A 20,171-nucleotide genomic window follows, 5' to 3' on the forward strand; every position below is an offset into this window, starting at 1 on the left:
AAAAGGAAATTTAGTTCTTGACATCATAAGTCCGGATGTTTAAATTGTTTTCATTAGGAGAAACATAAAATAGAGGTGAACATGAGCAAATTATCAAAAAGTCTTCTTCTTACCCTGTTGTTGCTGGCGCTGCTGCCGGCAATCCACGCTTTTGAAAGTACCCTTTTAATAGAAGGGGGAGTTGGCATTCCGCTCGACGACATTGAGGGAACCAACGAGATGAAAGGCGCCTGGGCCCTCACCTGGGATGCCTGGATGATCAAGGACTGGCTTGGCGTGGGTTTCAGCCCCTGGTTCGCCAATGTGGAAGTTCAGGGCGCCGATCCTACCGAATCGTATTTTTCCTCGCTGGAAGGGATCAATTTGTATCTGAAACTGCGCCCCACCAAGGCCGGCGCGCTCAATTTTCCCGAGGCGTCTTTCATCAGACGGATATCCCCGTTCGTGGCGCTCGGCGGTGGCTGGTCCACCCACGGCAGCAAAGATGAAAACGGCGTTGCCAGCAATCCCAGCGAACAGCCTGGATTCAGAGGCCATTTGACCCTTCCGCACGCCGCGGCCGGCGTTTCCATCCTTTCCAAATGGAACACCACTTTGGATCTGGGCGTTAAATTCGACTACTTCGACGCTGACAGCCTCGACCTCACCGGCCCCGCCAGCAATTTTCTGGAAAATGACGCGCTGATTACTCCCTACATCGGACTGGGCCTGCATTTCGGAACCCCGATCGCCGTGCCGGAGCTGCTCTATCAGGGCACCCTGAACGGTTTCAGCACTGTGGTGGGAACTCCTTCCGCGGCTCAGTCCTACAAGTTGCAGGGAAAAAACCTCAAGGGCGACATCGATCTGGTGGCTCCCGAAGGTTTTGTGCTTTCCATTGACGGCGGCCAGGTTTGGGCCAAATCGGTGCGCGTGCCGGCGGATTTTGCAGGGGACATCTGGGTGCGCCTGACCGGCGACAAAGTGGGAACTTATGACGGCAGCATCGGCCATCAGAGCAAAGGCGCGGCCGCGGTCGCCCTGCCCGTAAGCGGTATGGTGCGTGAACCCATCCTGCCAACTCTGGGCTTGGTATCATCCGGTTTGGGCACGTTCACCACAGAATTGGGAACGCCCTCAGCCGCCCAAAGCTACAAGATCAGGGGCAAGGACCTCACCGGCGACATCGTGATCGACGCTCCGGCGGGCTTCGAGTTCTCCCTCGACGGCGGAACTACCTATGCCACATCCATGCGGGTGCCGGCTGGCTTCGACAGGGATATCCTGGTCCGCATGCCCGGTACCAAGGCCGGCAACTTCAGCGGTAACATCTCTCACGTCAGCCCGGGCGTGCCAAATCTGACCGTTCCGGTGATGGGCATCGTAACCGCGCCGCAAGTTCCCTCAATCGGTTTGGAGACGGGCGATTTGAGCGCTTTTACCACCGAACTGGGCACTCCCTCCGCGCCTCAAAGCTACAAGATCAAAGGCAACAACCTCACCGGCGACATCATGATCGACGCGCCGCAAGGATACGAGATTTCCCTCGACGGCGGCAAGACCTGGAAGCCTTCCGTCACCGTGCCCGGAGGATTTAATGACAACATCTGGGTGCGCCTGACCGGGGCAGATGCCGGAAACTTTGACGGCAATGTTTCCCACGCCAGCCCTGGCGCCGGGACCTTCAACCTGCCTGTGGCGGGAACCGTGATCGAACCTGCTCCGGAAATGCCGGAAATCGTTCTGACATCCGGCAGCCTGAACGCTTTTTCCACCGATCTGGGAACCCCCTCCGAGCCCCAAAGCTACAAGATCGTGGGCAAAAACCTCACCGGTGACATCGTGATCGACGCTCCCGCGGGTTACGAATTCTCCCTCGACGGCGGCAAAAACTGGTCCACCTCAATGCGTGTTCCGGCCGGATTCGACAAAGACATCTGGGTGCGCCTCACCGGTGCCAAAGCAGGAAACTTCAGCGGCAACGTCTCCCACGCCAGTCCTGGCGCAGGAACCTTCAATCTGCCCGTAAGCGGCACCGTTAAGGAAGCCCCTAAACCTGAAGAACCCGAAGAACCCGAGCAACCCGAAGAACCCGAAGAACCCAAGGACAGCGACGGCGACGGCATTCCCGACGACCGCGACAAAGCTCCTTTCGCTCCGGAAGACCGCGATGGATTCATGGACGCGGACGGCATTCCGGATCCGGATAACGACGCGGACGGCATCCCGGATGCACTTGACGGCGCCCCCATGGATCCCGAGGACAAGGATGGATTTGAAGATACCGACGGCATCCCCGATCCGGACAACGACGCGGACGGCATCCCGGACGTGAGCGATCTGGCCCCCGGCACAGATCAGACCGTGGCCCAGGGCATCAACACCAAGGAAACCTACAACGATTTCGAGGATACCGACGGTGTTCCGGACGAACTTCCGGGCAACCCTCTGCTGGACCAGTTGGAGGAAGACCTGCTGAAGCACATGGTGCACTTCGACACCAACCTCTACACCATTCGCGCCAGTGACAAACCCTTCCTGGACCGCGTGGCCGAAGCCCTCAAACAGCTCCCCGAGGTGATGATCGAGATCCAGGGACACACGGATTCCACTGGTAATGACAAGATCAACGAACCGCTATCCTACAACCGCGCCAAGGTGGTCAAAGACTACCTCGTGGCCAGAGGCGTGGACGCGGAACAGATCGAAAGCAAGGGCTACGGCTCCAAGGTCCCCGTCGCCACCAACGACACCGTGGCCGGACGCCAGGAAAATCGCCGCGCCCAAATGGTGCTCATCAAATAAGAAGCACTTGCTGGATAAACACTCCAATCGGGGCCCGCATCACGCGGGCCCCTTTTTTCAGGTTTAGAAACTGCTCAGGTTTGGCTTTCATCCAGGCCTGGCGGAGAGCGGATGTCTCCTGCTGGGACTGGGTTGTTCCTGTCAGGCCTGGATTCCCTGGCTTCGCGCGCTTGAGCAGGCTTCCCCGTAATCCCCAAAATGCCATCTTCCAGGAAGCTTTTTCCCGAGTAGCTCCCAATATCAATACGGTATCAATACGGAATCAATACGGATTTCATCCGTATTGATTCCGTATTGATTCCGTATTGATACCGTATTGATATTGGGAGGGAGCCGGGCAAAATGGGATAAATCGCAAATGGTTTCAGCCTGTGGTTGCGGCCAGTTTCGGCCTGTCCTGGCTGTTCGGCGCGGGGTGCCCCAACAACTGGAAAGCAGTTGGCAGGGTTGAAATCCGGAGTACTGCGGACGGGGCTGGCGCAGGTTTTCATAAAAAGGCTGACGCGCGCATCCGCACGCGCTCGTCCGGGAAAAAATCCGGGAAAGTTGCAAAGGTCTGCTTGACAAAAAATGGGGTGGAGAATTTTTTGCACCGAACCGGGATTTTCGGTGACAACATAGAGTGACGCAAGAAAAGTGATTGACAAAAAACAGGTGCTGAAATTGCTTGGAAAAACTTGACGCCGATGTAGCTCAATGGCAGAGCAATTGATTTGTAATCAATAGGTTGGGGGTTCAACTCCCTTCATCGGCTCCAGGAATTGTGGACAGGTGGTCGAGTGGTTAATGGCACTGGGCTGTAAACCCAGCGACGCGAGTCTACGGAGGTTCAAATCCTTCCCTGTCCACCACGTTTTTAGAGAATGCCAGCGGGAGTAGCTCAGTTGGTAGAGCATCAGCCTTCCAAGCTGAGGGTCGCGGGTTCGAACCCCGTTTCCCGCTCCATTTTCAAGCCCGGCACCAATAAAGATAATAAACAGCTCAAGTAGCTCAGCAGGTAGAGCACCTCCTTGGTAAGGAGGAGGTCATCGGTTCGAGTCCGATCTTGAGCTCCACTTTCTTTTCGAACAAACAATAACACGACGTGGGATCCGCCAGCGGGTCCCAGGAGGAAAAATGGCAAAAGAAAAATTCGTACGTAACAAGCCGCATGTCAATGTTGGTACGATCGGTCATATTGACCACGGCAAGACGACGCTCACCGCAGCGATCACTTCGTATTTGAGCAAAAAGGGCGGCGCTTCGTTCCGTTCCTTTGACAGCATCGACAACGCTCCGGAAGAAAAAGCCCGCGGCATAACCATCGCCACAGCCCACGTTGAATACGAAACCGACAAGCGCCACTACGCGCACGTGGATTGCCCCGGCCATGCCGACTACATCAAGAACATGATCACCGGTGCCGCGCAAATGGACGGAGCCATCCTCGTCGTGAGCGCCGCAGACGGCCCCATGCCCCAGACCCGTGAGCACATCCTGCTCGCCCGTCAGGTGGGCGTTCCCGCCATCGTGGTTTTCATGAACAAGTGCGACCTGGTTGACGATCCCGAATTGCTCGACCTGGTGGAAATGGAAGTTCGTGAGCTTCTGGAAAAATATGAATTCCCCGGCAGCGACCTTCCCGTGATCCGCGGTTCCGCCTTGAAAGCGCTGAATGGCGATGCCGAAGGCGAAGCCCAGATCCAGGAACTCATGGACGCCGTGGACAGCTACATTCCGCAGCCTGACCGCGCCACCGACAAGCCCTTCCTGCTTCCCGTCGAAGACGTGTTCTCGATTCCGGGACGCGGCACCGTGGCCACCGGCCGCGTGGAACGTGGCGCCATCAAAGTTGGCGAAAAAGTAGAGCGCGTGGGCATCCGCGAGACCGTGGAAACCACCTGCACCGGCGTGGAAATGTTCCGCAAACTTCTGGACGAAGCCCAGGCAGGCGACAACATCGGCGTGCTGCTGCGCGGCTTTGCCAAGACCGACGTGGAGCGCGGCATGGTGCTGGCCAAACCCAAATCCATCACCCCGCACACCAAGTTCTCTGGCCAAACCTACGTCCTCACCGCTGATGAAGGCGGACGCCAGAAGCCCTTCCGCACCGGCTACCGTCCCCAGTTCTATTTCCGCACCACCGACGTGACCGGAACCCTGACCCTGCCGGAAGGCGTACTGATGGTCATGCCCGGCGACAACGTGCAGATCACCGGTGAGCTCATCACCCCGATCGCCATGGAGCAGGGACTGCGCTTCGCCATCCGCGAAGGCGGCCGCACCATCGGCAGCGGCGTGGTTGGCGATATCATCGAATAAACTGCTGGACAAGGAACAATGAGAGACATCATCATCCTTGCTTGCGAAGAGTGCAAAAACCGTAATTATACGACCACGCGCAACAAACGCAAGAATCCGAACAGGATGGAGCTGAAGAAATTCTGCCCCAGCTGCCGGAAACACACACTGCATAAACAGCGCTAACGCTGAACGATATGTTGCAGGACAGTAGTTCAACTGGTAGAGCACCGGTCTCCAAAACCGGGGGTTGCGGGTTCGATTCCTGCCTGTCCTGCCACATTTTCATCCTCCAGCTGATGCTGCAGGCCCAAAGTTAAATGGTGAAAACATGAAACTCAATTTCGATAGAATCAAACGCTTTTTCCACGACGTGCTCAGCGAAATGAAAGCCGTATCCTGGCCCACAAAAGCCGACATCAAGGAAGGCACGGTGGTGGTGATCGTGATCTCTGGCATCGTGGCGTTGTTTCTGAGCCTGGTCGATTTCGGCTTTGGCCAGCTGTTCGGCCTGCTGTTCAAGCTCGTCTAAGGATATTCGCAGTGGCAATGCAATGGTACGCGATCCATACCTACTCGTCCCACGAGAACAAGGTTAAGACAGCCATTGAAAAGGGTCTGGAGGGCACCGATCTGCAGGAATGCGTCGGCCAGTTGCTGGTGCCGCTGAGAAAAGCCTTCATCGTGCGCGAAGGCAAAAGGGTCGAGCAGGAGCGCAAGCTGTTCACCAGCTATGTGTTCATCCAGGCCGACCTCACTCCGGAACTGCGCAGCTACATTTTGAATATCGCCGGGGTCACTAAATTTTTGGGCCAGACCAAGGACCACAAGGACCCCATCCCCTTGGATGAGGAAGAGGTGAACCGGCTTTTGGGCATCGCGGACAGGGAAAAGGAGCCGGGGAAAGTTTTCGCTTTCATGCCCGGCGACATGGTGAAGGTCACCGCCGGCCCCTTCACGGATTTTGAAGGCCTCGTGCAAAAGGTTGCAGACGACGGCCAGAAGCTGGTGATCGATGTAACGGTCTTTGGCCGGCGCACACCGGTGGAGCTGAACTCCAACCAGGTGGAGATTTTAAGGAAATAGGAAGTAAACAAAATGGCAAAACCGAAAGACGTAGCGGCGATACTGAAGCTTCAGCTTCCCGCAGGAAAAGCAACCCCGGCCCCGCCGGTCGGCCCCGCGTTGGGCCAGGTGGGAGTGAACATTCCTGAATTTTGCCGCCAGTTCAACGAAAAAACAGGTGACCAGCCCGGGATGGTTTTCCCCGTGGTGATCTATGTCGCCAAAAATAAATCCTTCACTTTTGAGATCAAGACGCCGCCGGCGTCCATCCTGATCAAGAAAGAGGCCGGTCTGGCCAAAGGTTCGGCCACCCCGAACAAAGTGAAAGTTGGCCATATCAATCAGGACCAGCTGCGCACCATCGCCCAGCTGAAGATCCAGGACATGAACTGCAATACCCTTGAATCTGCTATGAGTATGATCGCTGGCACTGCAAGGAGCATGGGTGTGGTCGTTGACGACTGACCCACCTTGTGCAGGAGATAATATTCAGAAGGAGAGTCAATGAAACATAGCAAAAGGTACAACACTGCCTACGGGATGTATGACCGCCAGAAACGCTATGATCTCGACGAAGCCATCAAGATCCTGAAATCTTACCCGGCTTCCAAGTTTGACGAAACGGTTGAGATCCATTTCAATCTGGGCGTCGACCCCCGCAAAGCCGATCAGCAGATCCGCAACTCGCTGGTTTTGCCCCATGGAACGGGCAAAGTCTCGCGCGTGCTGGTTTTTGCCGAAGGCGACAAGGCGGATGAGGCCAGGAAAGCCGGTGCCGATCACGTGGGATTGGATGATCTGATGGAAAAGATATCGGGCGGATGGTTCGATTTCGACGTCGTGATCACCACACCCACGATGATGGGAAAGATCGGCAAACTGGGCAGGGTTTTGGGCCCGCGTGGCCTGATGCCCAACCCCAAGGTTGGTACCGTAACCATGGACGTGGGAAAAGCCGTTGAAGAAGCCAAGGGCGGCAAGATCGCCTACCGGGTGGACAAATTCGCGAATTTGCACATCCTGACCGGCAAGATCAGCTTTTCCGCGGAAATGCTCAAGGACAACATCAAGGCCGTTCTGGCCGCGGTTCTCAAAGACCGCCCGGCGACCATGAAGGGTGTCTATATCAAGAGCATCACCGTGTGCACGACCATGGGACCCGGCATCAAGCTGCAAATCGCAAGCGCGACTCTGGAAGCGAAGAGCTGAGGAGGAGAACAATGGTTCAAAGTGTAAAATATGACATCGTAGCACAACTTAAAGAACGCATGGAAGGCGCCAAAGCGATCGTACTGGTGGATTACAAGGGGATCAGCGTGGAGCAGGTGAATCAACTGCGCAACCAATACCGGGAAGCGAAAGTGGATTACCTGGTCCAGAAAAACACCCTGGTCAAGATAGCTCTCAATGACCTGGGCATAACCGAGCTCGACGAATACCTGCAAGGCCCCACGGCCATCGCCATCTGCAAGGATGAGGAAGTTGCCCCGGCCAAGGTGCTCGTCAAATTCATCAAGGATGTGATGGAGGAAGCCCAGTTTCCCAGCTTCAAGGCTGGGTTGGTGGCCGGGCAGGTCTTCGACCAGGCCCAGCTGCAGGAACTGGCCAAACTTCCGTCCCGCGAAGAAATGCTGGCCAAGATCATGGGCAGCCTGAACGCTCCTCTGTCCAACTTCATGAATGTATCCCAAGGTGTCGCCCGTAAGCTTGTATACGCGCTTGATGCCGTTGCCAAAACCAAGGCAAGCTAAAAAAAATATTATCCCTGGAGGAAAAAATGTCCGATAAAATAACCCAAGTTATTGACCTGGTTTCAGAGATGAGCCTGCTTGAGGTCTCTGAACTCGTAAAAGCAATGGAAGAGAAATTTGGTGTGTCAGCCGCCGCCCCCGTGGCCATGGCTGCCGCCCCGGCTGCCGGTGGCGCCGAAGCTCAGGAAGAAAAGACCGAGTTCGACGTCGTCCTGGCCAGTGCTGGCGAGAAAAAGATCAACGTGATCAAGGTCGTGCGCGAGATCACCAAGCTTGGCCTCAAAGAAGCCAAGGACCTGGTTGACGGCGCCCCCAAGGTGGTTGTGGAAAAAGTCAGCAAAGAAGAAGCCGAATCTGTTAAGAAGAAACTCGAAGAAGTCGGTGCTTCTGTCGAAGTTAAATAGGGTAACCACTCCCTAGCCAATGTCCAAAAAAAGTCCCGTGGGACTTTTTTTGGACTTGTTATGTTTCAGAACCCGAACCCGATCCATTGTCCGAGCGACATCCCTGTCCCCACATCCAAGGCAGGCTTATTTTACCGCAAAGTGGCGGTACCGCGCAAGCAACACATTTACCATGCAACGGTTAGAGACCGCAAAGGAGTGAGCTTTTGAGAAAGATCAAGAGTTTTTCCAAGATCTCCGGAAGATTTGCCGAACTGGGCATCCCGGAAGTGGAAATACCCAATCTGCTGGCTATGCAAGTGGATTCGTTCAATGACTTTTTACAAAAGGACATCCATCCCAAGCGCCGGGAGAAAAAAGGGCTTCAGGAAGTTTTTGAGGCCATTTTCCCGATCGAGGACATCAAGGGCAATTTCCTGCTGGAATTTCAGGAGTATAACATCCTGCAGGAGAAGTATTCCATCGACGAGTGCCGGGAACGCAACCTGTCTTACCAGGCACCCCTGAAAGCCAAGCTGCGGCTTACGATCTTCGAACAGAACGAAGGGGTCCGGGAACACAAGGACACCATTGAACAGGATGTGTTTTTAGGTGAGATCCCCCTCATCACCGAGCAGGGAACTTTCATCGTCAATGGCGCTGAGAGGGTGGTCATATCGCAGTTGCAGCGCTCACCCGGAGTTTTTTTCTCGGAAGAGAAGCACGCCAGCGGTAAAACTTTGTATTCCGCCAAGGTGATCCCCTACAACGGGTCCTGGCTGGAATTCGACATCGACATCCACGACGTGATGTATGTGCACATCGACAAGCGCCGCAAACTTCCGGTCACCATCATTTTGCGCGCCATCGGCATTTCCACCAACCAGGACCTGCGCAAGGTGTTTTACGCCAGCGAGACCCTGAAGCTGAAAGAGGCGAAGGGCCGCCATCTCTATGAAGAGATCAAAGTGAAGGGCTCAGACGAACCCCTGGCAACCGTGAACGAGCAGGTGACCGACGCCCTGATCAAGATTCTGGAAGAGCAAGGCATCAAGAAGGTCGAGGTGATCGACTACGAGTATGAGATCGCCCGCAAGGTGCTGGAAAACACCATTGCCAAAGACCCCACCGAAAACCAGGAAGACGCCCTTAAAAAGATCTACAGCCTGATCCGGCCCGGCGAAGACGCCACCTTGGAAACCGCCAAGGCCTTGGTGGACAGGATGTTTTTCAACGAAAAACGCTACAACCTCGATGAGGTGGGACGCTACAAGATCAACACCCGCCTCGGCATCAACGTGGACCCCAACCTCCTCACCCTCTGCGTGGATGACTTCGTTCACATCTTCAAGACCCTGGTGAACATCTATCACGACCAGGATGTGGTTGACGACATCGACAACCTTTCCAACCGGCGCGTGCGCACGGTGGGTGAACTTTTGGAAGAGCAGTATAAGACAGGGTTGTCCATGGTTGCCCGGATCATTCAGGAACGCATGGCGATCTCCAACACCGACGAGATCACGGTGCACGATCTGGTGAACAGCAACGCGCTGATCTCCGTGGTGCAGTCGTTCTTCCTTACCGGACAGCTTTCCCAGTTCATGGAACAGACCAATCCCCTGGCTGCGCTGCGGCACAAACGCGCGTTCTCGGCTTTGGGCCCCGGCGGACTCACCCGCGACAGGGCCGGCTTTGAAGTGCGCGACGTGCACGCGTCCCACTACGGACGGGTTTGCCCCGTGGAAACCCCGGAAGGACCGAACATCGGCCTCATCGTGTCGCCCTCCATCTATTCCCGGATCAACAAGTTCGGTTTCATGGAAACCCCCTACCGCAAGATCGTGGATGGAGTGGTCACCAATGAATATGAATATCTGGACGCCGCCCAGGAAGAGAAATTCATCATCGCCCAGAGCAACGTGACCTTGGACGACAAGCGCCGGATAACCGACGAAGCGGTCTTCGCCCGCGACAAGGGCGATTTCATCCTGGTGAGTCCCAAACAGCTGGAGTACATGGATGTTGCCCCGCAGCAAATGGTTTCGGTTTCCGCGGCGATGATCCCCTTCCTCGAGCATGACGATGCCAACCGCGCCCTGATGGGCTCAAACATGCAACGCCAAGCCGTTCCGCTGATCAATCCGAAAGCCCCGGTGGTGGGAACCGGCATGGAAAAAATTGCCACCATGGATACCTCCAACATTGCCGTGGCCCCCTATGACGGCACTGTGACCAACGTAACCTCGGCCTATGTGGAGATCAAGCCCCTCAGCGAAACGGACGAAGCTTTTTATCTGAGCACGGGCAACCGCATCGAACTCAAGAAATTCGTGCGCACCAATCAGGACACCTGCAACAACCAGCGTCCCGTGGTGCGGATCGGCGACAAGGTCCGCAAAGGCCAGCCGATCTCGGACGGTGGCTGCGTGGAAGACAACCGTCTGGCGCTGGGCACCAATCTGCTGGTGGCTTTCATGCCCTGGTACGGTTACAACTATGAGGACGCCATCATCCTCAGTGAAAAGGTGGCCCGCGAGGACACCCTCACTTCGATCTATATCGAAGAGATGGAAGTGCTGGTGCGCAACGTCAAGAATGGGCGCGAAGAACTGGCTTACGACATACCCAATGTGCCCGCCCACGCTCTGCGCAATCTGGACAAGACCGGTATCATCCGCGTTGGCTCAGTGATCCAGGCCGGCGATATCATCGTGGGCAAAGTGACCCCCAAGAGCATCGAGATAGACCCCTCTCCGGAAGAAAACCTGATGCGCGCGCTGTTTGGCGACCGGGCCGGAGACTTCACCAACAGTTCGCTCAAGGCCAAGCCAGGCATGGAAGGCGTGGTGATCGACGTAAAGATGTTCTCCCGGCTGGAAGAGGGCATGGAACAGGAAGAGGACAAGGACGAAAAATACAACAAGCTGAAAAGCGATCTTAACCTGCGCCGCAAAAAGGTGGAGGAATTCAAGGAAGAGAAGCTCTCCGCCGCCTTGCTGGGCCAGCTGGCCCAAACCATCTGGGACGAGAAGACCAACGTCTATTTCATCGCCCCCGGTAAAAAGATCACCAAGACGGACGTGGCCCGGATCAACTTCAAGAAGCTGGACCTGGACGCCCAACTGGTGCAGGACACTGAGAAGAACGAGCAAATCTACAGCGACATCATCCTGAAGGTCAAGCAGTCCCTGGAGCAGAGTGAAAACATCTACCGCAAGTCCCGCGAACGCATCAAACATGGAGATGAGTTGCAATACGGCGTGCGCAAGATGGTGAAGGTCTATGTGGCCAAGAAACGCAAGATCGAGGTGGGAGACAAGATGGCCGGACGCCACGGAAACAAGGGAGTGATCTCCATCGTGGCTCCCATCGAAGACATGCCGTTCCTGGAAGACGGATCCCCCGTGGACATCGTGCTCAATCCTCTGGGTGTGCCCAGCCGCATGAACATCGGCCAGATCATGGAGACCCATCTTGGCATGGCCGCGCAGGCCTTGGGCTTTGAAGTGGAGACCCCGATCTTTGACGGCGCTTCGGTGGACGACATCGAATCCGCGCTGCAGGAGGCAGGATTGCCCACCGATGGCAAGCAGGTCCTCTATGACGGAAAATCCGGAGAACCTTTCAAGGAACGCGTCACCGTTGGCGTGATCTACATGATGAAACTCAACCACCTGGTGGCGGACAAGATGCACGCACGCTCCACCGGTCCTTACTCCCTGATCACGCAGCAGCCCCTGGGTGGAAAAGCCCAGCACGGCGGACAGCGTTTGGGGGAAATGGAAGTCTGGGCGCTGGAAGCTTACGGCGCTGCGCACCTGCTGGAAGAAATGCTCACCATCAAGAGCGATGACGTGGATGGCCGCAACAATGCCTTCAAAGCAATCACTCGCGGTGAAAACCCGCCCCCTCCGGGCATTCCGGAATCCTTCAACGTGCTCATCAGTGAGCTCAAGTCCCTGGGCTTCGATATCGAATTCCTCAAGGATAGCGAAAAGGGCGAAGTGAGGTAAAGATGTTAAAAGACACCCGACGTGAGATCCGCCCCAACGAATATGACTTTGTGCGCATCAAGCTGGCATCGCCGGAAACGATCGTAAACGAATGGTCGCATGGCGAGGTAACCAAACCCGATACACTCAACTACCGCACTCTCAAACCCGAAAAGGACGGCCTTTTCTGCGAAAGGATCTTCGGCCCGGAAAGGGATTATGAGTGCGCCTGCGGCAAATACAAGAAGAAACGCTTTCAAAACACGGTCTGTGACCGCTGCAACGTGCTGGTGACAACTTCCCGCGTGCGCCGCACCCGCATGGGGCACATCGCCCTGGCCGTGCCGATCGCCCACATCTGGTTCGTGAAAAGCGCGCCCAGCAAGATCGGAACTTTGCTGGACATGACGGTAAAAGACCTGGAACGCATCCTCTATTATGAATCTTTCATTGTGATCGACCCAGGCGACAGCCCCTATGAAAAGTATGAACTGATCGAAGTGGACGAATACTACGAGATCCGGGATAAAGTGGGCGATAATTTCATCGCCATGATGGGCGCTGAGGCCGTTCGGGAATTGCTTTCCCGCATTGACCTGCACAATGAGGCCCTGAACATCCGCTCCCGGCTGAAAATGGAGAAGGCCACCCTGCACAAGCAGAAACTGATCAACAAGCTCAAGATCGTGGATGCCTTCATCAAATCCGGCAATCAGCCCGAAAATATGATCCTGCAAGCCCTGCCGGTGCTGCCGCCGACGCTCAGGCCGTTGGTACCGCTGGAAGGCGGACGCTTTGCCACCGCGGACTTCAACGACCTTTACCGCCGCGTGATCACCCGCAACAACCGGCTGAAACAGCTGCTGGACATCCGCGCCCCCGAGGTTATCCTGCGCAATGAAAAGCGCATGCTGCAGGAAGCGGTGGACGCCCTGATCGACAATTCCCGTAAACCACGCCCGGTGCGGGGCAGAGGCAACCGGCCCCTGAAATCGCTCACCGACCAGTTGAAGGGCAAGCAGGGCCGCTTCCGTCAGAACCTGCTGGGAAAACGCGTGGACTATTCGGGCCGTTCCGTGATCACCGTCGGCCCCGAACTGAAGCTCTACCAGTGCGGCATACCCAAAGATATGGCCGTGGAGCTTTTCAAACCTTATCTGATCGAACGCCTGCAAAAAATGGGCGAGGTCGACAAGGTCAAAAACGCCAAGAAACTCATCGAGAAAAAGCAACCCGAGATCTGGTCCATCCTGGAAGATGTGATCCGCGATTACCCCGTGCTGCTGAACCGCGCGCCCACTCTGCATCGCCTGGGTATCCAGGCCTTCATGCCGGTGCTCACGGACAACAAAGCCATCCAGCTGCATCCCATGGTCTGCGTTCCTTTCAACGCCGACTTCGACGGTGACCAGATGGGTGTGTATGTGCCGCTCTCGCATGAAGCGCAGATCGAGGCCAGGGTGCTGATGCTTTCCACCCGCAATCTGCTGCTGCCCTCGAACGGCAGGCTGGCCATGGCGGCCAACCAGGACATTGTATTGGGTTGCTACTACCTCACCATGGAAGAGTTTCCCCCGCCCGCGGAGGTCTCCACCATGCGCCATTTCTACAACACAGACGAAGTGATCGCCGCCTATGAATCCGAGGAGCAAAACTACTCCGTGAAGGGAGAGGTGATCGGCAGGCGCAATCTGGACCTGCACACCTGGATCCGGGTCAAAGTGGATGGCAATTTCATCGTCACCACCGTGGGACGGGTCATCTTCAACCAGGTGATACCGCGCGAGGTTGGCTTCCAAAACATCACCTATGACAAAGGCAAACTCAACGATCTGGCCATGCTTTGTTTCGACGCCGTGGGACAGTGGCGCACCGCCCAGTTCCTCGACCATCTCAAAGAGGTTGGATTTGGCTACGCCACCCGGGCCGGAGTGACCTTCAGTTTCAGCGACATCGTGGTGCCCAAGCGCAAGGACGAGATCATCGCCGAATCCGAGGAAGACGTGAAGAAGGTCTTCGACCTCCACCAAAAAGGCGGGATCACGGAAAGCGAGCGCTTTGGCCGGATCGTCGACCTGTGGAAAAAGACCACCGTCCGGGTCACCGATGAAATGATGGAAGACCTTTCCCACAGCAGAAACGGCCTCAACTCCATCTACATGATGTTCAAGTCCGGGGCCCGCGGCAGCAAAGACCAGATCAAACAGCTGGGCGGCATGCGCGGACTGATGGACAAACCTTCCAAGATAGGTTCCACCGGTGGGGCCGACGTTATCGAAACCCCCATCAAGTCGAACTTCCGGGATGGCTTGACCGTGCTGGAATACTTCGTTTCCACTCACGGCGCCCGCAAGGGATTGGCCGATACAGCCCTGAAAACAGCCGACGCCGGATATCTCACCCGCCGTCTGGTGGACGTGGCCCAAAACGCCATCATCACCCTGGACGACTGTGGCACCGGCCGCGGCGTGCACATGAGCGTGCTCAAGGAAGGGAACGAAGTGGTGACCACTCTCTCCGACCGCATTCAGGGACGCACTGCGGTGGATGACGTGGTCGATCCCGTCACCGGCAAGATCCTGGTTCACAGCGGCCAGGAGATCAGCAACAAGATGGCCCGCACCATTCAAAACCACGGCATCATCTCGGTGCATGTGCGCTCGGTGCTCACCTGTGAGGCAGAGCGTGGCATCTGCGCCAAATGTTACGGGCGCAACCTGGCCACCCAAAAGCCCGCCACCATCGGTGATCCCGTGGGCATCATTGCCGCTCAGAGCATCGGTGAGCCAGGCACGCAGCTTACGCTGCGCACCTTCCACATCGGTGGTGCGGCCTCCACCGCTACCGAGATGGCGGAAGTGGCCTCCAACCACGACGGTATCGTGAAATTCGACAGGATGAACACGGTTTCGAACATCGACAACCAGCTGATCTCTGTCAGTCATCTGGGCCGCATCCTGGTGCTGGACGAAGAGAACGAGAGCAAGGTCCTGGAAGAATACAAAGTGGAATACGCGGCCACGGTGCATGTGCGCGACGGCCAAAAGATAGCCCTCAACACCAAGCTGCTCAGTTGGGACCAGTTCAACAATCCTCTCATTTCCACAGCCAAAGGTGTGCTCCACTATGAAAACTTCATCAAGGACATCACCTTCAGGGAGGAATACAACGACATCACCTTCTCCCGAGACATCACCATCATTGAATCCAAGGACCGCAAGAAACAACCGCAGTTCCGCATCGTGAGCGAAGACGGCAGCGCGGTGCAGGTGCCCCTGCCTGCCGGACTGGTGGTGCGCGTGGAGGACGGCAGTTTCGTGCATACCGGCGATATCTTGGGCCAGACGTCACGCATGACCATTAAACAGCGCGACATCACGGGTGGCCTGCCCCGCGTGCAGGACCTCTTCGAAGCCCGCGTACCCAAAGACAAGGCCAAGATCTCTGACATCGAGGGGATCGTTACCATCGGCGGACTCAAAAAGACTGGACGCGACATCTTCGTGACCCCGGCCAACGGCATTGTTGCGCCGGTGGACGGCAAGGTGCTGGTCCAATCCGACGATTATCTGCATCAGGTGGTCATCCTCACCGACAAGACCGTTTACACGGAAAAGGACGGCAAGGTCACCATCATCGAGGAAAACAAGAAGAAGTTGGTCTCGGTCGCCAAGCGCAATGCCAAGCAGCCCGCGGTGTATGAAATCCCCAAAGGACTGCAGATCATCGTGAACAGCGAGGACAGCGTGAAAGCTGGTGCCCCGCTCTGTGGCAGGATCATGCCCATCCCACCGCTGCAGGAAAGCATTGTCAACGACGGAGACATGGTGAAAAAAGGTCAGCCTTTGGCCGGCCGCAAATATTCCATCCCTTCCGGGAAACGCATCATCGTTCACCAGGGTGACCACGTGGAAAGCGGTGATGCCTTGTCCGACGGTCCTTTCGACCCTCACGACATGCTGGTGAAGGGTATCATCGAAGCCCAGCTGATGATCCTCAACGAAGTGCAGGAGATCTACCGCAAGCAGGGCGTGAAGATAGACGACAAGCATGTCAGTGTGATCATCCGCCAGATGTTCAAGAAAGTTCGCATCACAGACAGTGGCAGCACTTCCTTCCTTGAAGGTGACATTGTGGACAAGATCCAAGTGGAAAAAGAGAACCGCGAGATCATCCAGTTCGGCAAAACGCCCGCGCAGTTTGAACAGCTGCTGCTGGGCATCACCAAAACCTCGCTGCTCACAGACAGCTGGCTTTCCGCCGCGTCTTTCCAGGAAACAACCAAGGTTCTCACCAAAGCCGCCATCGAAGGCAGGATCGACCGCCTCGAAGGCCTCAAGGAAAGCATCATTTTAGGCCACCGCATCCCCGTGGGAACCGGTACCAGGATCTACAACACCCAGATCGAGGAAGCCGTGAACAACGGCGATACGGTCGCCCAGATCATCGATCACTTTGCCCATCCCAGCCAGGATGAGGAAGCGGATGATTTTTACAATTTCTAAACCCAAACATACAACCACCATGGAGGTAAATCAGTGCCAACGATCAATCAACTGATTCGAAAAGGCAGAACCGAGATCGAGAAGAAGAAGAAGAACAGGGCGCTTATGGGATGTCCGCAAAGGCGCGGAGTATGCACTCGTGTTTACACGACGACGCCCAAAAAACCGAACTCGGCCTTGCGCAAAGTCGCCCGTGTCCGTCTGGTTAACGGATTTGAAGTTACAGCTTATATCGGCGGAGAAGGCCACAACCTGCAGGAACACAGCATCGTGCTGGTTCGCGGGGGCCGTGTTAAAGACCTCCCCGGCGTTCGCTATCATATCGTGCGCGGAGCCCTGGATTCCGCCGGAGTCGAAAAACGCGTCAATTCGCGTTCCAAATACGGGACCAAACGGCCCAAGGCCAAGAAGTAAACGGAGGAATGAGCCATGCCCAGAAAGAAAAAAGCTGTCGTCCGTGTAGTGCTTCCGGATCCCAAATATAACGACGTGATCGTCTCCAAGTTCATGAATTGCCTGATGAAGCAAGGCAAGAAGAGCATAGCCGAAAAGATCGTTTACGGCGCTTTCGACATCATCGCGGAAAAGACCAAGCAGCCACCTTTGGAAGTCTTCAAAACCGCCCTCGAAAACGTGCGCCCGATGGTCAAGGTCGTTTCCCGCCGCGTGGGTGGATCAAACTACCAGATCCCTCTGGAAGTGAACGAGAAAAACGGCCGTGCCCTGGCTTTCCGCTGGCTGATCAGCTACTCCCGCGCCCGCAGCGAAAAGACCATGATCGAACGCCTGGCCGCCGAGCTCATCGCCGCCTACAAGAAAGAAGGCGCTTCCATCAAAAAACGCGAAGACACCCACAAGATGGCCGATGCCAACAAAGCCTACGCCCATCTGAGGTTCTGACCCGTTTCAACTCTTGTCAAAACTGCAAGGCGGAATTTCGGTTCCGCCTTGTTGTGCATGATGGCCAGTTTGACAGAGAGCCGAAATTAATGGTCTTTATGGCGGCCAAATTGCATATAATGGATATGGAGGAACGATGAACGTTTTCACACAGATAAACAAAATGCTGCTCCTGTGCCTGCTGGCGGGCTTGCTGTCCGTTCCGGCCAGGGCTGATATCATCCAGCCGGAAACGGCCGCCATTGCCGTCCGGGCATGGCAGGAAAACACCATGCGGGGCACGCGCGTCCCTGCTCAGACCGCTGAATTGCTGGCTTACAGGGCTGGAGAGTTTGCTCCCTCAGCCATGAGTTATGACAGCAAATCAGCAATTCTGCCCCAGCTCTATCTGGCCAAGTTTAGCGATGGTGGTTTTGTGCTGCTGGCGGCTGATGACAACTCCGTTCCGGTGCTGGCCTATTCCGGCGCGCCCCAGGCCTCGGTCGGCACATTCCCCCCTGCCTTTCTGGAATGGGCGTCGCTCTACGCCGCGCAGATCGAAGCTTTGTCTGCAAGCGGCCTGGTCATTCCGGAAAACCGTCAGCTTTGGCAGGACCTGACCTCGGGAAACATTGCCATCTCAGGATACCGGGATCGCTCTGTGGAACCCCTCATGGCCACGGACTGGGACCAGGGTTGGCCCTACAACGAGCTCTGCCCCTTGGATCAAGCTGGTCCCGGCGGACACGTTTATGCCGGCTGCGTGGCCACGGCCATGGGCATGGTGATGAAATACTGGAATCATCCTCAGACCGGTGTGGGCAGCAACACCTATTACGCACAGGGCTACGGCTATCAGACCGCGAATTTCGGTGCCACCACCTATCTCTGGGACGAAATGCCCAATTCCGTGGGCGCTTCCAACCTCCCCGTTGCCACCCTGCTCTATCACTGCGGAGTGGCGGTGGACATGAGTTACGCGCCAGACGGCTCCGGAGCTCAGAGCGCTGATGCCGCTTGGGCCATGGCCAACAATTTCCGCTACCCCGCGGCCACCATCCAAAACCGGTCGAGTTACTCCGATGATCAGTGGAACTCCTTGCTGCAAGACCAGTTGGATAACGGCAGCCCCATCTACTACAGCGGCCACGGCAGCGGCGGCCACGCCTTCGTGATCGACGGATATCAAAGCTCCGCCTATTACCACTTCAACTTCGGCTGGAGCGGCTCGTACAACGGCTATTACTACATGAACGGCATCAATCCCGGTGGCAGCGATTTCAACGACTGGAACTCGGCCATCGTGAACACCATCCCGGAAAACTACAGCATCGCCAATACCCGCGTGAAGCTGGAAACCCCCGGCGGAGAAACGGTCGGGAACCCCTTCACCCTCTCCGTAAACACCAATCCCCTCCTCGGGGACTGGAACGTGAACCACTACGAATTCACCCTCTTTTACGACCACACTTACGTGGATTTCGTCTCATCCTCCACTGCCAGCACCATCTCGCAGCAGGGAACGCTTACGGTCACCGAAACGGAACCGGGCAATTTGCTGGTGAGCTGGAATGGTGCCGCCGCCCTTGTCGGAGGCGGAGATCTGGCCACCTTCACCTTCCTGCCCCGGGACGCGGGAGATTTCCTCTTCGACATTCTGGGCATGCAATACAACAGCAGCGCGGTCACCAACACCCAGTATCTGATGGTGGCGGTGGCAGCGCCGGTGGCCTCTTTGGCCCAAAGCCAGATCAGCATGACCAATGTGATGCATCTCGGCTATCAGCAGACCGGCATCACGGAGCTGCGCAGCAGCTACTTGCTTCCCTCTTGGAACGTTGGCCACTATCAGTTCGATCTGGCCTACGATCCCTCCAAGCTTGAATTCGCGGGCAGCGATGCCGCGGGAACGCTCAGCGAAGGCCTGGAGCCCAGCGTGGTCCAGAACTCACCCGGCAGCCTGTCGATCAGCTGCGATGCGGATCCCCGCTTCACCGGGTCCGGAACCCTGCTGAAGCTGGCTTTCACCGCTGTTGGCAATACCACCGCCATCTCCGTCACCAACGTTGTGCCCTCCAACTTCTATTTCAACGCCACCCAGGTCAACTCCGTCGGTTCGGCCAATTTCATCCTCTCACCCACCACCGCGGCTCAGGACGATCTGGCCGTGCCGGTGCCGGTGTTGTCGGTCCACCCCAATCCCGCGGTGAACCTGGCCCGGCTCACCCTCTCCGGCAAAGCCGGACAGGAAGCCGAACTCAAGATTTTCAACCTGAAAGGCCAACTGCTCGACAGCATCCAGGTGAGATCCGGAACGGAATACAGCTGGGACCTCAAAGACGGCTCGGGGAAACGCCTCGCGGCGGGCATCTATCTGCTTGCCTGGGTCCAGGGCCAGAACACGGGAAGCGAGAAAATATTGCTTCTGCCATAGCATGGCAAAGCGTCAACTGGATCCCGGCTGGCGCGCTTCCCACCATTCAATGCAAGGGCGGAACTTGGCTTCCGCCTTTGCTTTATTTCTCTTGA

General features: G+C 56.3%; 14 protein-coding genes and 5 tRNA genes. All 19 read left to right on the forward strand.

The window, feature by feature from the left end; all coding sequences use genetic code 11:
- Positions 1-81: 81 nt before the first annotated feature.
- Positions 82-2,784 (forward strand): OmpA family protein, encoded by a 2,703-nt coding sequence (locus tag LHW45_02795; GenBank protein ID MCB5284507.1) that lies wholly within the window; start codon positions 82-84, stop codon positions 2,782-2,784.
- Positions 2,785-3,466: 682 nt separating this feature from the next.
- A tRNA-Thr gene (locus tag LHW45_02800) sits at positions 3,467-3,541 on the forward strand.
- Positions 3,542-3,549: 8 nt separating this feature from the next.
- Positions 3,550-3,635: transfer RNA gene (locus LHW45_02805), tRNA-Tyr, on the forward strand.
- An 18-nt stretch (positions 3,636-3,653) separates the two neighbouring features.
- A tRNA-Gly gene (locus tag LHW45_02810) sits at positions 3,654-3,729 on the forward strand.
- A gap of 34 nt (positions 3,730-3,763) precedes the next feature.
- Positions 3,764-3,839 (forward strand) — tRNA-Thr (locus tag LHW45_02815).
- A gap of 61 nt (positions 3,840-3,900) precedes the next feature.
- Positions 3,901-5,085, forward strand: coding sequence for an elongation factor Tu (gene tuf, locus LHW45_02820; protein ID MCB5284508.1), 1,185 nt, complete (start codon positions 3,901-3,903; stop codon positions 5,083-5,085).
- A gap of 18 nt (positions 5,086-5,103) precedes the next feature.
- On the forward strand, positions 5,104-5,250 hold the full coding sequence (gene rpmG / locus LHW45_02825) for a 50S ribosomal protein L33 (protein ID MCB5284509.1): 147 nt from the start codon (positions 5,104-5,106) through the stop codon (positions 5,248-5,250).
- An 18-nt stretch (positions 5,251-5,268) separates the two neighbouring features.
- A tRNA-Trp gene (locus tag LHW45_02830) sits at positions 5,269-5,344 on the forward strand.
- Positions 5,345-5,395: 51 nt separating this feature from the next.
- Positions 5,396-5,596 (forward strand): preprotein translocase subunit SecE, encoded by a 201-nt coding sequence (gene secE, locus LHW45_02835; protein ID MCB5284510.1) that lies wholly within the window; start codon positions 5,396-5,398, stop codon positions 5,594-5,596.
- A gap of 17 nt (positions 5,597-5,613) precedes the next feature.
- On the forward strand, positions 5,614-6,150 hold the full coding sequence (nusG, locus tag LHW45_02840; protein ID MCB5284511.1) for a transcription termination/antitermination protein NusG: 537 nt from the start codon (positions 5,614-5,616) through the stop codon (positions 6,148-6,150).
- Between the two features lie 12 nt (positions 6,151-6,162).
- Positions 6,163-6,594, forward strand: a complete 432-nt coding sequence (gene rplK, locus LHW45_02845; protein ID MCB5284512.1) for a 50S ribosomal protein L11 — start codon at positions 6,163-6,165, stop codon at positions 6,592-6,594.
- Positions 6,595-6,633: 39 nt separating this feature from the next.
- Positions 6,634-7,338 carry a 50S ribosomal protein L1 gene (rplA, locus tag LHW45_02850; GenBank protein MCB5284513.1) on the forward strand — a complete coding sequence of 235 codons (705 nt, stop codon included), beginning with the start codon at positions 6,634-6,636 and terminating at the stop codon, positions 7,336-7,338.
- An 11-nt stretch (positions 7,339-7,349) separates the two neighbouring features.
- Positions 7,350-7,880, forward strand: a complete 531-nt coding sequence (gene rplJ, locus LHW45_02855) for a 50S ribosomal protein L10 (protein MCB5284514.1) — start codon at positions 7,350-7,352, stop codon at positions 7,878-7,880.
- Positions 7,881-7,906: 26 nt separating this feature from the next.
- Complete coding sequence (gene rplL, locus LHW45_02860) at positions 7,907-8,284, forward strand: 50S ribosomal protein L7/L12 (protein MCB5284515.1); 378 nt, start codon at positions 7,907-7,909, stop codon at positions 8,282-8,284.
- Between the two features lie 206 nt (positions 8,285-8,490).
- Positions 8,491-12,279: a DNA-directed RNA polymerase subunit beta gene (rpoB, locus tag LHW45_02865; protein ID MCB5284516.1), complete on the forward strand. Its 3,789-nt coding sequence runs from the start codon at positions 8,491-8,493 to the stop codon at positions 12,277-12,279.
- Between the two features lie 2 nt (positions 12,280-12,281).
- On the forward strand, positions 12,282-16,763 hold the full coding sequence (rpoC, locus tag LHW45_02870) for a DNA-directed RNA polymerase subunit beta' (GenBank protein MCB5284517.1): 4,482 nt from the start codon (positions 12,282-12,284) through the stop codon (positions 16,761-16,763).
- Positions 16,764-16,796: 33 nt separating this feature from the next.
- Positions 16,797-17,177, forward strand: coding sequence for a 30S ribosomal protein S12 (gene rpsL / locus LHW45_02875; protein ID MCB5284518.1), 381 nt, complete (start codon positions 16,797-16,799; stop codon positions 17,175-17,177).
- 15 nt (positions 17,178-17,192) lie between these two features.
- Positions 17,193-17,663: a 30S ribosomal protein S7 gene (gene rpsG, locus LHW45_02880; protein MCB5284519.1), complete on the forward strand. Its 471-nt coding sequence runs from the start codon at positions 17,193-17,195 to the stop codon at positions 17,661-17,663.
- Between the two features lie 136 nt (positions 17,664-17,799).
- Complete coding sequence (locus LHW45_02885) at positions 17,800-20,076, forward strand: C10 family peptidase (GenBank protein MCB5284520.1); 2,277 nt, start codon at positions 17,800-17,802, stop codon at positions 20,074-20,076.
- Positions 20,077-20,171: the final 95 nt, after the last annotated feature.

It is taken from the genome of Candidatus Cloacimonadota bacterium (assembly GCA_020532085.1).
Taxonomy (GTDB): domain Bacteria; phylum Cloacimonadota; class Cloacimonadia; order Cloacimonadales; family Cloacimonadaceae; genus Syntrophosphaera.

Coding starts and splice junctions, on each gene's coding strand:
- rplA (MCB5284513.1), top strand. CDS start 6,634: ATGAAACATAGCAAAAGGTACAACACTGCCTACGGGATGTATGACCGC.
- tuf (MCB5284508.1), top strand. CDS start 3,901: ATGGCAAAAGAAAAATTCGTACGTAACAAGCCGCATGTCAATGTTGGT.
- rpmG (MCB5284509.1), top strand. CDS start 5,104: ATGAGAGACATCATCATCCTTGCTTGCGAAGAGTGCAAAAACCGTAAT.
- nusG (MCB5284511.1), top strand. CDS start 5,614: ATGCAATGGTACGCGATCCATACCTACTCGTCCCACGAGAACAAGGTT.
- secE (MCB5284510.1), top strand. CDS start 5,396: ATGAAACTCAATTTCGATAGAATCAAACGCTTTTTCCACGACGTGCTC.
- LHW45_02795 (MCB5284507.1), top strand. CDS start 82: ATGAGCAAATTATCAAAAAGTCTTCTTCTTACCCTGTTGTTGCTGGCG.
- rpoC (MCB5284517.1), top strand. CDS start 12,282: ATGTTAAAAGACACCCGACGTGAGATCCGCCCCAACGAATATGACTTT.
- rplK (MCB5284512.1), top strand. CDS start 6,163: ATGGCAAAACCGAAAGACGTAGCGGCGATACTGAAGCTTCAGCTTCCC.
- rpsG (MCB5284519.1), top strand. CDS start 17,193: ATGCCCAGAAAGAAAAAAGCTGTCGTCCGTGTAGTGCTTCCGGATCCC.
- rplL (MCB5284515.1), top strand. CDS start 7,907: ATGTCCGATAAAATAACCCAAGTTATTGACCTGGTTTCAGAGATGAGC.
- LHW45_02885 (MCB5284520.1), top strand. CDS start 17,800: ATGAACGTTTTCACACAGATAAACAAAATGCTGCTCCTGTGCCTGCTG.
- rplJ (MCB5284514.1), top strand. CDS start 7,350: ATGGTTCAAAGTGTAAAATATGACATCGTAGCACAACTTAAAGAACGC.